This is a genomic window from Acinetobacter sp. 1424608 (genome assembly GCF_000588255.1).
Taxonomy (GTDB): Bacteria; Pseudomonadota; Gammaproteobacteria; order Pseudomonadales; family Moraxellaceae; genus Acinetobacter; species Acinetobacter nosocomialis.
This window is the reverse complement of the sequence record NZ_JFXL01000009.1, coordinates 122,640-136,950: the sequence shown is the minus strand read 5'-3', so window position 1 is coordinate 136,950 and position 14,311 is coordinate 122,640. Positions and strand designations below refer to the sequence as shown.

The 14,311-nt window shown below is 37.8% G+C and carries 12 protein-coding genes and 4 tRNA genes; 4 read left to right on the top strand and 12 right to left on the bottom strand.

What is annotated here, in order from left to right; all coding sequences use genetic code 11:
* Positions 1-265: 265 nt before the first annotated feature.
* From J678_RS14655 to J678_RS14630, 6 genes are all read right to left on the bottom strand, one after another.
* Positions 266-341: transfer RNA gene (locus tag J678_RS14655), tRNA-Val, on the bottom strand.
* 21 nt (positions 342-362) lie between these two features.
* Positions 363-439, bottom strand: a tRNA-Asp gene (locus tag J678_RS14650).
* Between the two features lie 47 nt (positions 440-486).
* Positions 487-563 (bottom strand) — tRNA-Asp (locus J678_RS14645).
* Positions 564-587: 24 nt separating this feature from the next.
* Positions 588-663: transfer RNA gene (locus tag J678_RS14640), tRNA-Val, on the bottom strand.
* A 206-nt stretch (positions 664-869) separates the two neighbouring features.
* On the bottom strand, positions 870-1,373 hold the full coding sequence (elsL, locus tag J678_RS14635) for a cell wall-recycling L,D-carboxypeptidase ElsL (protein WP_002051179.1): 504 nt from the start codon (positions 1,371-1,373) through the stop codon (positions 870-872).
* A 210-nt stretch (positions 1,374-1,583) separates the two neighbouring features.
* Entirely contained in the window at positions 1,584-1,952 is a 369-nt protein-coding gene (locus tag J678_RS14630; RefSeq protein ID WP_002051275.1) for a YbaN family protein, read from the bottom strand.
* A 104-nt stretch (positions 1,953-2,056) separates the two neighbouring features.
* Between J678_RS14630 and J678_RS14625 the strand changes: the two genes are divergently transcribed.
* The 3 genes from J678_RS14625 to dapE all read left to right on the top strand — a co-directional run bounded on the left by J678_RS14625 (position 2,057) and on the right by dapE (position 4,465).
* Positions 2,057-2,950, top strand: coding sequence for a DUF1853 family protein (locus J678_RS14625; protein ID WP_017393880.1), 894 nt, complete (start codon positions 2,057-2,059; stop codon positions 2,948-2,950).
* A 112-nt stretch (positions 2,951-3,062) separates the two neighbouring features.
* On the top strand, positions 3,063-3,206 hold the full coding sequence (locus J678_RS14620) for an entericidin A/B family lipoprotein (protein WP_002051109.1): 144 nt from the start codon (positions 3,063-3,065) through the stop codon (positions 3,204-3,206).
* 125 nt (positions 3,207-3,331) lie between these two features.
* On the top strand, positions 3,332-4,465 hold the full coding sequence (dapE, locus tag J678_RS14615; RefSeq protein WP_017393881.1) for a succinyl-diaminopimelate desuccinylase: 1,134 nt from the start codon (positions 3,332-3,334) through the stop codon (positions 4,463-4,465).
* Positions 4,466-4,714: 249 nt separating this feature from the next.
* Here the strand turns inward: dapE and J678_RS14610 are convergent, their stop codons facing one another.
* The 6 genes from J678_RS14610 to pilG all read right to left on the bottom strand — a co-directional run bounded on the left by J678_RS14610 (position 4,715) and on the right by pilG (position 13,344).
* Entirely contained in the window at positions 4,715-5,182 is a 468-nt protein-coding gene (locus tag J678_RS14610; RefSeq protein ID WP_002051358.1) for a hypothetical protein, read from the bottom strand.
* Entirely contained in the window at positions 5,179-9,702 is a 4,524-nt protein-coding gene (locus J678_RS14605; protein WP_031955747.1) for a hybrid sensor histidine kinase/response regulator, read from the bottom strand. Before J678_RS14605 ends, J678_RS14610 begins: the two co-directional genes overlap by 4 nt.
* 147 nt (positions 9,703-9,849) lie before the next feature.
* Positions 9,850-11,931: a methyl-accepting chemotaxis protein gene (locus J678_RS14600; RefSeq protein WP_032027369.1), complete on the bottom strand. Its 2,082-nt coding sequence runs from the start codon at positions 11,929-11,931 to the stop codon at positions 9,850-9,852.
* A gap of 46 nt (positions 11,932-11,977) precedes the next feature.
* Positions 11,978-12,514, bottom strand: a complete 537-nt coding sequence (locus J678_RS14595; RefSeq protein ID WP_002051357.1) for a chemotaxis protein CheW — start codon at positions 12,512-12,514, stop codon at positions 11,978-11,980.
* Between the two features lie 57 nt (positions 12,515-12,571).
* A complete protein-coding gene (locus J678_RS14590; protein WP_002051151.1) occupies positions 12,572-12,934 on the bottom strand; it encodes a response regulator in 363 nt (120 codons plus the stop codon).
* Between the two features lie 26 nt (positions 12,935-12,960).
* Positions 12,961-13,344, bottom strand: coding sequence for a twitching motility response regulator PilG (gene pilG / locus J678_RS14585; protein WP_000389061.1), 384 nt, complete (start codon positions 13,342-13,344; stop codon positions 12,961-12,963).
* Between the two features lie 282 nt (positions 13,345-13,626).
* On the opposite strand from pilG, the gene J678_RS14580 reads away from it, so the two are divergent.
* Positions 13,627-14,265 (top strand): hypothetical protein, encoded by a 639-nt coding sequence (locus J678_RS14580; RefSeq protein ID WP_031955749.1) that lies wholly within the window; start codon positions 13,627-13,629, stop codon positions 14,263-14,265.
* The last annotated feature ends 46 nt before the right edge of the window (positions 14,266-14,311 follow it).

The following is a 14,311-nucleotide window of genomic DNA, read 5'->3' as shown; positions in this document are numbered from 1 at the left end:
ATTAATGTTAGTTCAGAAAGCTGCTATTGCTTTACGGTATGGCAGCTTTCATTAAACGAGAGAGTAATCACAATTTAAAGTAATAAATCTGAACTTAAAAAATTAAGAAAGAGAAAGAGAAAGAGAAAGAGAAAGAGAAAGAGAAAGAGAAAGAGAAGTTTTGACCAACAATAGCAAAGATAAAATAGATAGGAAATATAAATAGCAGAAATGCAAAAAACACTAAATAAATTAGTGCATATAATTTTTTAAATTTGAAAAATTATGGTGGGCGCTGACGGGATCGAACCGCCGACATTCTGCTTGTAAGGCAGACGCTCTACCAACTGAGCTAAGCGCCCTGCAAAAGCGTTTTATAAAAGTGGCGCAGCGGACGGGGCTCGAACCCGCGACCCCCGGCGTGACAGGCCGGTATTCTAACCAACTGAACTACCGCTGCACTTTCACAATATCGCAATTGTGGGGTAAACGATGTTAAGTCTTAAGTGGCGCAGCGGACGGGGCTCGAACCCGCGACCCCCGGCGTGACAGGCCGGTATTCTAACCAACTGAACTACCGCTGCACTTGAGAGCTTAACGTAAAGGCTTGGTGGGCGCTGACGGGATCGAACCGCCGACATTCTGCTTGTAAGGCAGACGCTCTACCAACTGAGCTAAGCGCCCTTAACGTCTTCATCGTTTGTGAGGTGCATTATAGAGAATCTTTAACAGGTGTCAAACGCTTTTCGACAACTTTTCAAAAAAATGCGAATGAATGATTAAAAATAAGTCATTATTAAGTAAAAAACAATTTTTTGTATTTTATTTAAGCACTTATTTTAATATTTTGATCATTCGGCTAATTAAACAATAATCTTTAAAATCCCATTTTAGGTTAAAGATTGTTCAGACAAATAGACAAGCGCATCTTCAGAGACTAAATCAAACAATTCAATAATTTCTTCATTACGCATTCGAATGCACCCATGTGACATTGGAACCCCCATCGGTTCTTTATCAGGTGTACCATGAATATAAATATAACGTTGCATAGTGTCGTGGCCTTCGCCTTTATTAAAGCCCTCTTCTAGACCATCTAGCCAAAGAATGCGTGACAATATCCAATCTCGCTCAGGGAATTGTGCGGCTAATTCACTGCTATAGACTTCACCTGTGGGCTGTCGTGCAATAAAAACTGCGTTTTTGGGAGATTGCATACCAAATTTTTTGGCAACCCGATGCCATCCGCGTGGGGTTTTCCCCGTATTTTCCTGTTCCCCAATTCCATTCTTACCCGTAGAAACCACATAAAACTTATTATGTTTAGGGAGGCTTAAAGTTTGATTTGCTAAATCGATAAGAATATCTGCATCTTCAAGTTTAAATTGGAACATCGAATTTCTTCTCTTATATCAACTCAACTATTTTGAGCTTTAATAAAAATTAATGGAAAACTCGTCATACGTCGCAAGTAAAAGATTATCAATTTTCTTTTATCCACGCGCGGCTTCACCGCTTGTCTTGCGCCAAAAATAAAAGATTATCAATCTTCTTTTATCTACGCGCAGTTTCACTGCTTGTCTTGCGCCAAAATTAAAAGATTATCAATCTTTTAATTTTGGCTCAGGACGTAGCCATAACCAAATTGCAACAACGAGCATGGTAGTATCAGTGAAAACTTTCACCCAAAATGGTGCAGAAGTAAACAGCATTAAAATACCGCTTGCGGTCATCATAATACTGGCAATCCACTTCGCTTTACGCGGTACTGTACCATTTGCTCGCCAGTCACGTAGAGTTGGTCCATATTTTGGATGATTTAACAACCATGCATCCATTTGAGGCCATCCCTTTGAGGCAGCCCAAGCAGCCAGAATAAGAAACACTGTTGTCGGCATGCCTGGTAAAATTGCTCCAATAATACCAAGCGTGATAAAAATCACGACCAGAGTTCGCCAAAACAATGTTCGCATATATAAACCTTAAGCTATTGTTGATCGTAGTATAAAGTGTTTTTCTGGTATTGTTTTGTTGATCGACCATGAAATTGGGATGAATTATTTCGAGTACTAAACGTATGAATATTGCCTCAGTTAAGACATCCTATTTTGAACCATGGTTACAGTTCAACCACCCAATGGTAAGACAATTAGCATTTACCATTGCTAGTCCTAATTTACTTTGCCAACTTCCCCAAAGCCTCTCTATTCGGCATAGTTTTCAATTACATTCTGATCAGACTTGGAAACAACATTTTCAAAATTATTTACCACGTTTACACCAACTTGATGAGACGCCTGAGCCTTTACTCCAATTTATGTCTCGCCTTAAAAGTACACGTTTAGGTTTACGTTTTGAGAATTTACTTTGGTTTTGGTTACAGGAAGATCAATACCATTCTTATCAGTTATTAGGCCATAGTATTCAAAAAATTGAGGGTGCAAGAACTTTAGGTGAACTCGATTTCTTAATTTTAAATAAAGAAACACAACAAGTTGAACACTGGGAAGTTGCTCTAAAATATTACTTGGGTGAAGGTCAGTTAAATTTAGAACAATGGATTGGGTTAAATAGAGAAGATACTTTGAGCAAAAAGCTGTATCACTTTACCGATAAGCAGTTCCAATTTTCAGAAGCTTTAGATTTTAAGGTACAACAGCGTTTTGCTGTTTTAAAAGGCCAGCTCTACCTACCTTTGAATTTAGGCAAAAAACAATCCATACCCAATTGGGTAAATTCAACACGTCGACTCGGATACTGGGGCACAACTATTCCTGACTCTAAATTTTATCGCCTAGAAAGACATGAATGGCTTTGTCCTAATAGACAAGCAAGTTCAAACGCTGCTTATTGGTGGACAGATGGCTTATATTGTAAGAACAACGAAGATACACAGTTTTATATGTTTAGACGTCCTCCTCTACTAAGCCTAGCACTTGTTAACAATGAAAAAATGCCACTTTACAAGTAGGTATGGACTTCTAGAAACAATTTATAACGTTTTTACTATTAAATAGTCATGTTTCTTTTTACGTTTGTTTTTTAATCTAAATTTACTTCATTATTAAATTTAAACGGAGAAAATGATGAAAAAAGTTTTAGTCGCGTCTGTAATGATTGCATTTGTATTAACTGGCTGTAATACGTTCAAGGGTTTTGGTAAAGATGTCTCTAAAGCTGGTGATGCTGTAAGTAATACCGCACAAAAAACTGAGAATAAAATGTAAGTTATGCACAGCTTCGAAAAACCTTATCACTTCGATAAGGTTTTTTTATTTTTAAATACCCAACCTTCAGAGATTCGCCTATTATATCGGACTATATTTCCCCTACTCAGCATGCAATTTCCGGTATGAACCACTCAGACACTCTCTCGCTTAGCTTACAACTTTTACAACAGCCTTCTGTTACTCCTGTTGACCATACTTGCCAAACTATTATGGCTGATCGTCTAGCCAAAGCTGGCTTTCATATTGAACCAATGCGTTTTGGGGACGTTGACAATTTATGGGCTCGACGCGGCACTGAAGGTCCTGTGTTTTGTTTTGCTGGACATACCGATGTTGTTCCAACAGGTCGTCTAGATGCATGGAATTCAGACCCATTTGCACCAGAAATTCGTGATGGCAAACTTTATGGTCGTGGTTCAGCTGATATGAAAACTGCGTTGGCTGCGATGGTGGTTGCATCTGAACGTTTCGTAGCAAAGCATCCAGACCATAAAGGGTCAATTGCTTTTTTAATTACTTCAGATGAAGAAGGCCCTGCTGTTAACGGTACAGTTAAAGTTATTGAAACACTTGAAGAGCGTAATGAAAAAATTACATGGTGTTTGGTCGGTGAACCATCAAGTACAAGTAAATTAGGTGATATTGTTAAAAATGGCCGTCGTGGTTCTTTAAATGGCGTACTACATGTTCATGGTAAGCAAGGTCATGTGGCTTATCCTCACTTAGCTCGCAATCCCATTCATGAAGCTTCGGCTGCCTTAGCAGAGTTATGCCAAACTGTTTGGGACAATGGAAATGAATACTTTCCTGCAACTTCATTCCAAATTTCAAATATTCATTCAGGTACTGGTGCAACCAACGTCATTCCTGGTACTTTAGAAGTTACTTTTAACTTCCGTTATTCAACAGAAGTTACAGCTGAGCAGCTCAAACAGCGTGTTCATGAAATTTTAGATAAGCATGGTTTGCAATATGAGATTGACTGGAACTTATCTGGTTTGCCATTTTTGACTCCAGTAGGTGAATTAGTTAATGCCGCTCAAACTGCTATTTTGAACGTAACTGGTACTGAGACTGAGCTATCTACTAGTGGTGGTACATCTGACGGTCGTTTCATTGCGCCAACAGGTGCACAAGTTTTAGAACTCGGTGTTCTAAATGCAACTATTCATCAAATTAATGAACATGTGGATGTACACGATCTTGATCCTTTAACTGATATTTATGAGCAAATTTTAGAAAACTTACTTGCTTAAAATATTGAAGATCATTGACTAGATAAAAAGCATCCTCTTTAGGGTGCTTTTTTATTATTTTTAATTATGAATATGTATTTGAAAATTCTGAAATATAATTCGTGGTTATTAAATTAGATAATTTATTTTTGAGAATCTTTATATAGCATTCTTTTGAATGCTTATCTCTATACTGGAATATATGATTTTATATTTTAAAATTTATTTAATTTTTATAAAAAAGGAACTCATTTGAGTTCCTTTTTTTCTTTATAAACCTAGAGTTTTTTCAATATATTCTAGGTTAGGTATGTGGTAGCGTTGATCTTGCATACGCACATATTTAAATACTGTAGGGTGTTGTTCAGCTTCTTGGTATTCATCTATTTCATCAACAATTTCAGAAATACGTAAACGAACAGAGATCGGCATAGTTTTACACATTAAAGCAAAACGTTGGCTGATATCTTCCCCTTCAATTACCAGTGCTACAGCATATTGATCAGTTGCATTATGGACTGAGTATATAGGTAGCTTTACATCATGCCACTCAATATGTTTTACGCCATTTTTTACGTCCATGGCGGATAACACAATATTTTGCGGCAACAACATAGGTACCTCATCATTACATTCAATGATATAGGCATCAATAAAACCAGTTGAAACCGTAATAAGATGCTGTAGCTCTTGTTGGTCCATATTACCGATCAAAGATGTATTTACACTACCTTTCATGATTTGACCTCACTTTCAAATGCTACAAGTAAAGCATCAATATTTTCTAGTAACTCTTCTTCTTGGAACGGTTTACCCATATATTGACTTACACCTAACGAGAATGCCCGTTCACGATGTTTTTCACCTGTTCTGGATGTAATCATAATAATTGGCATGTATTGATGCATATCATGATGTCGTACAAGATTAAGTACTTCGAAACCATCCATACGTGGCATTTCAATATCAAGCAGCATCAAATCTGGCTTAATATTTTCTAGCTGTTCTATGGCATCAACGCCATCTTTAGCCGTAACAACATCGTAGCCTTGGCGTTCAAGTAATCGAGACGTTACCTTACGTACAGTTACGGAGTCATCGACAATCATAACGAGACGGCGCTCGTCTGATTCACGTTGTCTATATACTGCTTCATTGAGCTGTTTATGACGCGGTGTAGACTGAATTTGTCGCGCAATATTTTGCCCGTCTAAAATTAAACAAACCTGTCCATCACCTAAGATGGTCGCACCTGCAATTGCTCCAATGCTAGAGAACTGTTGACCAATTGGTTTCACTACAATTTGAGCTCGAGAACCAATTAACTGATCGACAAGTAACGCCACAGTTTGACCATTGTTGGCTTTAATCATTAAGACAGGTAATGAATACATCATGCCATTTAGTCGTGGCATTGGTTGATTACCAACAAATTCAGAAAGATAACGTAAGGGATATCGCTTATTTTCATATTCAAATAGTTCTTTAGGGCTTTCAAAATACTGCTCTAAAGAAGCTGGCGAAACTCGAACAATTCGATCGATTTGAGCAAGTGGAATTGCAAATTGCTGATCTGCCACTTTTACCATTAAGGCATCACTTACAGCTACAGTAGTCGGTACACGTATCGTAAATGTTGTTCCCTTACCATAAACAGAGTCAACGCTAACATGTCCACCTAAAGCTTTAATATCGCTCTGTACGACATCAAGACCAACACCACGTCCAGAAATCTGAGTAATCTGTTCTGCGGTACTTAAACCTGGATGGAAAATTAGCTGTAGAATATCTTGCTCTTCTAAATCTTGTTCTGGCTTGATCAGACCAGCAAGCAGTGCTTTTTGGCGCACTTTTTCAACATCAATACCTTGTCCATCATCGCTAAAGACAACAACAACGTCTGTTCCTTGACGCTGAATGTTCAGTTCAATACGCCCTGCTTCCGGTTTATTCACCTTTTGGCGCTGTGCCCGGTCTTCTAGACCATGGTCAATTGCATTTCTGAGCATATGCTCGAGTGGTGTCACTAAGCGTTCTAAAATGTTACGGTCTAACTCACCTTCGGTATTATTTACGAAAAGCTCAGCAGGTCTATTCAAGGCTGTAGATGTTTGACGCACAATCCGCTGCAAACGCGGTAACAAACGTGAAAATGGAACCAATCGTGTTCGCATCAAGCCTTCTTGAATTTCTGCCTGAATACGCGACTGTTGTAAAAGCAAACTTTCTGTATCTCTGATCTTGTGAGATAACGTATTTTTAAAGTCGACCAAGTCCGATGCAGATTCAGCAAGAGATTTCGATAACTGGTTTAAAGATGAATATTGGTCCATCTCTAAAGGGTCAAAGTCGGTATAGCGAGAATGCTCAATACCGTGTTTAGCAATAATTTGTGTTTCTAACTCGCCTTCCATTCGTCGTAACTGATCGGCCAGTCGTTGAATAGCCAATTCCATTTCAGCCAATGTATGACCGAACTGACTCAAGTCCATTTCAATTCGTGAACGGTTAATCGAGTTCTCACCAGACAAGTCAATCATTTTCTCAATCAAGTCTGCTGAAACACGGATCATTTCATTGTTCTGATCCAGACGTTCTGTTTGCTCCCATGCGCCCATCATTGGTGGTGGTTCTGTACCATCACCTTGTATGAAGGTCATCACAGGTTCTGAGCTAAACAAATCAGTTTTCGTTAACTTAGCCGGAATTTGGATATTCGTTTCAAAGAATTGAATATTTTCTAAACTTTGTTGTAATCCATCGAAATGTTGATAGTTATGCTTGAAAATAGCATCTTTTAGCCATGCAATTGCACTTTCGAGCAAATGGTCATAAATATTCGAGTTGAAGTGATGCAGTGCAAATTGTTCGAATGTATTTTCGAGTTGATAGGCAATCGCGTAGACGGCTTCTAAACCGACCATTCGTGCACCACCCTTCAAACTGTGCACAGCTCTTTGTAATTGAAGCAAGATACTTCGGTTTGTACGCTGCTCAAACCATTGTTTCAATAGCCCATCAGCCATTTCTAACAATTCAGCAGCTTCTTCTAGGAATGTCTGCTCAACAACAGCCGTAATATCCTGTTCTTCAACTACCGCTTCATTCTCTTGTGATGTAACAGATGTTATTGCTTCAACTGGCGTAGCTAACTCAGCAACAACGTTATCAAATACCATCTGATCATCATGAACTTCTAATTCTGTAAGAACAGGCTCAATTTCTGCCGGTACTTCATCGATTAATACTTCAGATATCAGCTCTTGTTCAGAGAAGATCTCACTTTCACTATCAAATACTTCAACCACTGGTACAGGTTGGAAGTTAGAAGTTTGACCTGCTCGTTTTAACGCGTTAATTGTGTAAGGAGCTGCATAATCTAATTGTTGTTCACGCATGATTTGCAGTCGGTCAGCCAAGTCATCTTGTACTAAACGGATAAAATCAATTAAAGGTGAAGTTGCAACTAACTGCTTTTGAATTAAACGCTCATATATGCTTTCTAATTCATGGGTAATCGAACCTAGATAAGTCGCCTGAACCATATTTGCTCCACCTTTCAGGGTATGCAAATAGCGCATTAGATTATTCAGGGCTGCAAAGTTTTCTTGCTCACCTACCCAAATATTGAGATCGGTATCAATTCCCTCAAGTAGCTCATCAGCCTCTTCAAGAAAGATATCTAAAAGGTCAGGATCAAAGTTTTGATTTACCTGTGTAGAGGAAATATATTGGCGATCTTGCTGTACACTCTGACTTAATACTGCCCAGTCTGCAGAGTCTGATAAATTCTCTAACGTAACAGCAGCTTCTGGCTCTGGTTCGATATTAAATAGTGGCTCAACAGAAGCAGGATCTTGCTGAGATAGGTCATTGTGAACGCTCGGAGTATGTAGGGTATAAAGTTTTAATTCTTCTAGAATACTTTGATGTTGCTTAACAATACCAACTCGCTGACCAGCAGCCAAGGCATCGAACAATTGAATAAGCTGTTGATGCGCTTTTTGATAAATTTCAAATATATAGTCTGATTGCAATAATAGAGGTTTATCAAGTAATACATCATAACTTTCTTTCAATTGACTGGTATATTCATGTAAACCCAGCATTGCTTGAGAATGTGTATGTTGTAACAGCAAATCAGCTTGTTCACTTAGACGTTCAAGATAATCTGGAAACTCATTACGAATGCCTTTCTCAAAATCTAACTCTGCATCTAACAATTCAGAAACATCTAACAACAACAGTTGTGATACCAAACCATGAGAAGGTGTTAATGGATCTGTTCGGTCACCATGTTGCTCAACGTAAGCATCCCATGATTGATTAAACTGCTGCAATCTCGCTTCAAGCTGTTCATTTGAACTATGTTTAGATAGAAGCTCTAAGCTATCTCTAATAAACTCACGATATTCTTGTAATAATAAAATTTCATCTGAGTTAGAAGAAAGTTCTTCTTGCAACAGTATTTTAAATAAGTGCTCAACTTTGGTACTGGCTTCAAAAATTGTTTCGACCTGCGCCATCGCAGAACTGCCACGCAAAGTATGTAGCGCGCGTATTAAGGCATTATAACTATCATACTGATGCAGCTCTTGATTTAAGAACTGATGAATTGTAGTTAAATGCTCCTCTGCCTCTTCCATAAACAAGGTCAAAGTTTCATCTAGATTTATTGCAATTTCAGTATCTACGTCTTCAACAATTGGCTCAGCCAATGAGTTTTGCTCAATATAGTCTAGCTCAAGCCCAGTCATTGTTTCGGCAGTAAGCGTATTTGAAAGTTGTAAAAGCTCTTCTAAAGCAGGTTCTAAACTTTGCTGTTGTTGTAGTTGTTGGCCTAATAAAATAAGCGGTCGAAAATCTACTGCATGTGCTCTTTTTTGCTTAAAGTTATCTACTAATTTAAGAAAATAGAACTTAAATACTAATTGAACATAGCTCTGGATTGCTGGAGTCAATTTAAGGGTTTGATTGATTACGCGATTAAGCGTGTCTTCAACTGTCCAAGCAAGCTCAGCTGAAGATTTAGCACCGATCATTCTTCCAGAACCTTTTAAAGTGTGGAAATGGCGGCGAATTTCAGTGAGCGTAGCAGTATTCTCAGACTGCATCCATTCATTTAATAATGGTTGCAAATCAACAAAAATTTCTTCAATTTCTTCAACAAAAATTTCAAGAAACTCAGCATCTTGTTCAGAATAGCTATCTTCAGGTAGCGTCATTGCTTCAGTTAAAGTTTTTAATATTTCTTTCATAGCAAAGGCTTCTTTTGCTTACCCCCTGAATGGGGAAAACTACAGAGTCAACACCAGAAAAATAGCTATTTCCCCAATATTTGTCTGGCGCTGCTCATACTTTTAAAAGAATAGCTATTATGAGAATAGCTATTCTCATCCCCCAATTTAGTCAGGTAATTTAAAGTCCGTTACTGACTCACGTAATGACTCCGACATATTCGCCAATTCAGATACAGAACGAGCAGTATCGAAGGTTGCCGTTGTTGTTTGTGAAGTAATTTCTTGTACAACAGTCATGGTTGCAGCAATGTGACTCGCAGAAGCTGATTGAAGTTTTGCTGCATCAGAAATGCTCGCAATTAAGTTTGCCAAGTCACCCGATACTTTTTGAATTTCATCAAGTGCAATACCCGCATCTTTCGCTAAGTTAGCACCACGTACAACCTCTGTTGTCGTTTGTTCCATTGAAATAACGGCTTCGTTGGTATCCGTTTGAATCGTTTTAACAAGCGTTTCAATCTGTTTAGTTGACGAAGCTGAACGTTCTGCAAGACGTTGGACTTCGTCAGCAACCACGGCAAAACCACGACCTGCTTCACCGGCCATAGATGCTTGAATTGCTGCATTTAAGGCTAGAATGTTTGTTTGGTCTGCAATATCGTTAATGAGCGATACGATGTTACCAATTTCTTGTGAAGACTCACCCAAACGCTTAATACGTTTCGAGGTTTCCTGAATCTGTTCACGAATGGTATCCATACCCTCAATAGAACGGTTTACAACTTGTGCACCATTAGATGCAATATATACCGAACGTTGTGCTACTTGAGCAGATTCAGAGGCGTTGGCAGATACTTGGTCAATCGACAATGCCATTTCGTTCATTGCAGTTGATGCACCGGCAATTTCTTGTGCTTGGTGCTCAGATGCCTCTGCTAACTGGTTAGTAATATTTTGAGTATCTTGCGTATAACGTGCAACTTCCTGAGAAGTTTCATGGATTCGTGATACTAAGTCACGTAACTGGTCAATCGCAAAGTTAATCGAGTCGGCAATCGCACCAGTAAAGTCTTCAGATACCGTTGCATATGAACGTAAGTCACCATCTGCAAGATCGGCAATTTCATCAAGTAAACGTAAAATCGCATTCTGGTTACGATCATATTCTTCTTGTAATGTAGCTACACGTTGTTTATCTGCTTTACTACGAAGTGATAAAAGCTTTAAAACAGAAGTAATTAAGCCAAGAAGTGATAATGTCAGTACAGCAACTAACGCAAAAGCCTTCCAGCCATATTGGGTTTGCTCTGAAAGATCACCTAAAGCAGTTAACATTGCATCAGATTGAGAGAAGATCTCACTTGATGATTGACGTACGTTTACGATCTGGTTTGTATGCTTGAGGACAGAAGTTGCAGCAGATTTTAAAACTTTATCATATTCAGTTTTGATACCTTCCAAAGATTCACGCACTTCAGGAGATTCAACTTTAGCTACCCCCAACTCCGCATTTCCATTTAGCTGTGCATCTAAGTACACACCAAAAGTCTCAATATCAACACTAAAGTCATGCGCTGAGTTTTCAGAGTTCTCTGTACCAACGAAAACCGAGTTAATAGATCGTAAAATACGTTCCGCAATAAATACTTGGTTTTTAGCAATTACGACCTGATTACTTGATACTTTTTCGCGGACCATCTTATCAACCATCAAGTTATATTCAGCTTGAATCTCAGGAATAGAATCACTAATCGAGATATTCATATTATATAACTGGTTAATTACGTCCTGTTGTGATGAGATTAAATCAATGTCATAAGACAAAGATTTCCACAGAGTCGCTACTTTTTTATATTCTTTTGAAGATGTACCATAAATATTTTCGACATTTTTTATATTTTTGGCAAAAGTTTGACGCGATTCAACCAAGTCTTTCATGGCTTGAGGGGAACCAGAAGCGGTCGCTTCTGTAGCCTGTCTAGAAATCGTTTGTGATAGTAAACGTAACTCACCCATACTACGTGTTAATTCGTTATGTCGAGGTACACTATAAAACAAGTAAGCAAGCGAAGTTGAAGCTAATACTAAACATAACAACGCTACATAAAGGATAGGCTTGGACTTTTTACTTTCCCCAAATAAACTGGCGTATTGCTCAATTTGTGACTGAATTTTCGCAATAAAGTTGACACTCGATTTTTCGTTTACACTACGATTGCCACTTTTCTTTTTAAGTTTAAAGCCCATACAGCTTCTCCCCAGAAAAATACACTGTGTATTAACAGCATAAAAATTAGTTTATAAATTTTGTCGATGCATTCATGTAATGTGGGTTTTGCAATAATCGACTAAATAAAAAAACATGCCAATGCTGATTGTGTTGGTGAAAATACCCTTGGCAATATTCTTTTAAATTTTCCTCCAAGTTTGAACTTTGAGAAAAAAAGCTTTTCTTATTAAAGTGTTGAATCCCCAAGACCTGATCAACAACCAATCCCACATATTGGTCGTGATGGCTAATACATAACACTTTTTGGGCAGCCGAAAATGAGCTTCGTTGCCCTGAAATAAAATGTGCCAAGTCAGAAACTGAAAGTAATCTTCCCCGAATATTTGCCAGTCCCTTCACCCAACTTTGGGTATTTGGAACAGGTGTATATTTTGGTGGATAGATAACCTCTGACACTTCCCCAAGTGGTGCGACGAAGTATTGCCCTCTCATTTCAAAAGCAATTCCTGACCATCGCTCTGCTTCATTTTGGACTGAAGCGTAATTCTTGTTACCCCGTTTAGACAAACGAAGTAACTCAATAAATCCGTTCGCGGCCATACTCGATCCTATAAGACGGGTGTAGACCCGCCATTTATGTTTTTATGGATGGATGAGTTAATTTAGAAATTGTTTAATTACATCGATCAGTTGCTTTTCTTCAATAGGCTTAATCAAGTAATCGAGAGCACCCTGACGTTTACCCCATACTCGGTCAGTTGCCTGATCTTTAGTACTTACAATAACAACTGGAATATGCTTAGTGTCTTCATCACGGGTAATCTGGCGTGTTGCCTGAAAGCCATTTACACCTGGCATTACAACATCCATTAACACTAAGTCAGGCTGTTCTGCTTTTGCCAAAGTTACACCATCTGCACCATTAGATGCTTCAATTACATCGTAACCGTGCTTAGTTAGAATTTCTCTAAAACGATAAGTTTCTGTTGGTGAGTCATCAACAATAAGAATACGTGCCATTTCTTCTTTGCCCTTAAATTACTTAATTATGAACTTACATGATTACGAATCGCATTTAACAATTCATCTTTGCTAAATGGTTTCGTCAAGTATTCATCTGAACCTACCACACGCCCTTTTGCCTGATCAAATAGACCATCTTTACTAGAGAGCATGATAACGGGAATGTTCTGATAATTTTGAGAGTTCTTAATCAGAGCACAAGTTTGATAACCGTCTAAACGAGGCATCATGATATCTACAAAAACGATATCTGGATTCGCTTCAGCAATTTTAGATAAAGCTTCAAATCCATCGACAGCAGTAATCACTTCACAACCTTCACGTTGCAATAATGTTTCTGCTGTACGGCGAATAGTTTTTGAGTCATCAATAACCATTACTTTCAGATTTTGGAACGCATCTTCCATTTAATCTTCCATCCCCATAACATAAAATATAAATGCAATTTAACTTAAATTTGTTTTTACAGATTTATACGCATTTTTAACATATCTATACTTCTATTTTCAATGAAAGGTTTTTGTCTACTTTCTCATTTATAAACAATAACTTTTAACCTCATCACACTTTCGAAAAAATTATCATTTTTTTTAGAATGTCGATATTTTTATTCAGTTAAATAATAACTAATATATTTAAGATTAATTATTTAAAAATAAGCGGTTTAGCTTTCTTTTTTGGGGAATTTTATGAATAAGCGGATGAAATATGCCTTTTATAGGACCTGCTTGTCTGTTTTTATAAGCATTGCTTCTTGCGGAGCCCTGTTTTTCTCATCCCCAATTTTAGCTGCAAATGGTGCTCCTAAAGCTGTTTGGTATCGCTATTACGACCAGCATGGCATTGCTAATATTAGTACATCTGTAACCCCCGCTCATATTCGCTATGGATATGAGGCACTTGACCAAAATATGCAGGTCATTAAAAGAAATCATCCCTATAATTCTGAAGCTGATCTAAATCAATCTTCACAACGTGCATTATCTGCTCGATATAGGGAAGAAGATAACAAGTTAAAAAAAGCATATAGCAATAGTAAAACTGCGTTGATTAAAAGAGACCAAGCTTTATTGGCAATCAAAAAACAAATGAATTATCAACAGGAACAACTGAGCCAATTACAACAAGACAAAATTTTATTTAAACGTCAGGAAATGGAATATTTTCGTAAAGGTGAAAAGGTTCCTGAAAGGCATAAAACCCTAATTGAAAACAATCTGATGAATATTAATAAGGTTAAACAAACACTTGAAATACTTTCAAAAAACTATAACCGCACCAATAAAGACTATGAAAATATTATCGAACGTTTAAAAAAGCTTGAATAAGCGCACAGCTTTATCAAGAATAGGGGCAAAATAAAATTTGAATTAC

Bases quoted from the DNA above. Each gene is read 5' to 3' on its own strand.
- J678_RS14610 (WP_002051358.1), bottom strand. From the start codon at position 5,182: ATGAAAGGTAGTGTAAATACATCTTTGATCGGTAATATGGACCAACAA.
- J678_RS14600 (WP_032027369.1), bottom strand. From the start codon at position 11,931: ATGGGCTTTAAACTTAAAAAGAAAAGTGGCAATCGTAGTGTAAACGAA.
- J678_RS14620 (WP_002051109.1), top strand. From the start codon at position 3,063: ATGATGAAAAAAGTTTTAGTCGCGTCTGTAATGATTGCATTTGTATTA.
- dapE (WP_017393881.1), top strand. From the start codon at position 3,332: ATGAACCACTCAGACACTCTCTCGCTTAGCTTACAACTTTTACAACAG.
- J678_RS14595 (WP_002051357.1), bottom strand. From the start codon at position 12,514: ATGGCCGCGAACGGATTTATTGAGTTACTTCGTTTGTCTAAACGGGGT.
- J678_RS14625 (WP_017393880.1), top strand. From the start codon at position 2,057: ATGAATATTGCCTCAGTTAAGACATCCTATTTTGAACCATGGTTACAG.
- pilG (WP_000389061.1), bottom strand. From the start codon at position 13,344: ATGGAAGATGCGTTCCAAAATCTGAAAGTAATGGTTATTGATGACTCA.
- J678_RS14630 (WP_002051275.1), bottom strand. From the start codon at position 1,952: ATGCGAACATTGTTTTGGCGAACTCTGGTCGTGATTTTTATCACGCTT.
- J678_RS14605 (WP_031955747.1), bottom strand. From the start codon at position 9,702: ATGAAAGAAATATTAAAAACTTTAACTGAAGCAATGACGCTACCTGAA.
- J678_RS14580 (WP_031955749.1), top strand. From the start codon at position 13,627: ATGAATAAGCGGATGAAATATGCCTTTTATAGGACCTGCTTGTCTGTT.
- J678_RS14590 (WP_002051151.1), bottom strand. From the start codon at position 12,934: ATGGCACGTATTCTTATTGTTGATGACTCACCAACAGAAACTTATCGT.
- elsL (WP_002051179.1), bottom strand. From the start codon at position 1,373: ATGTTCCAATTTAAACTTGAAGATGCAGATATTCTTATCGATTTAGCA.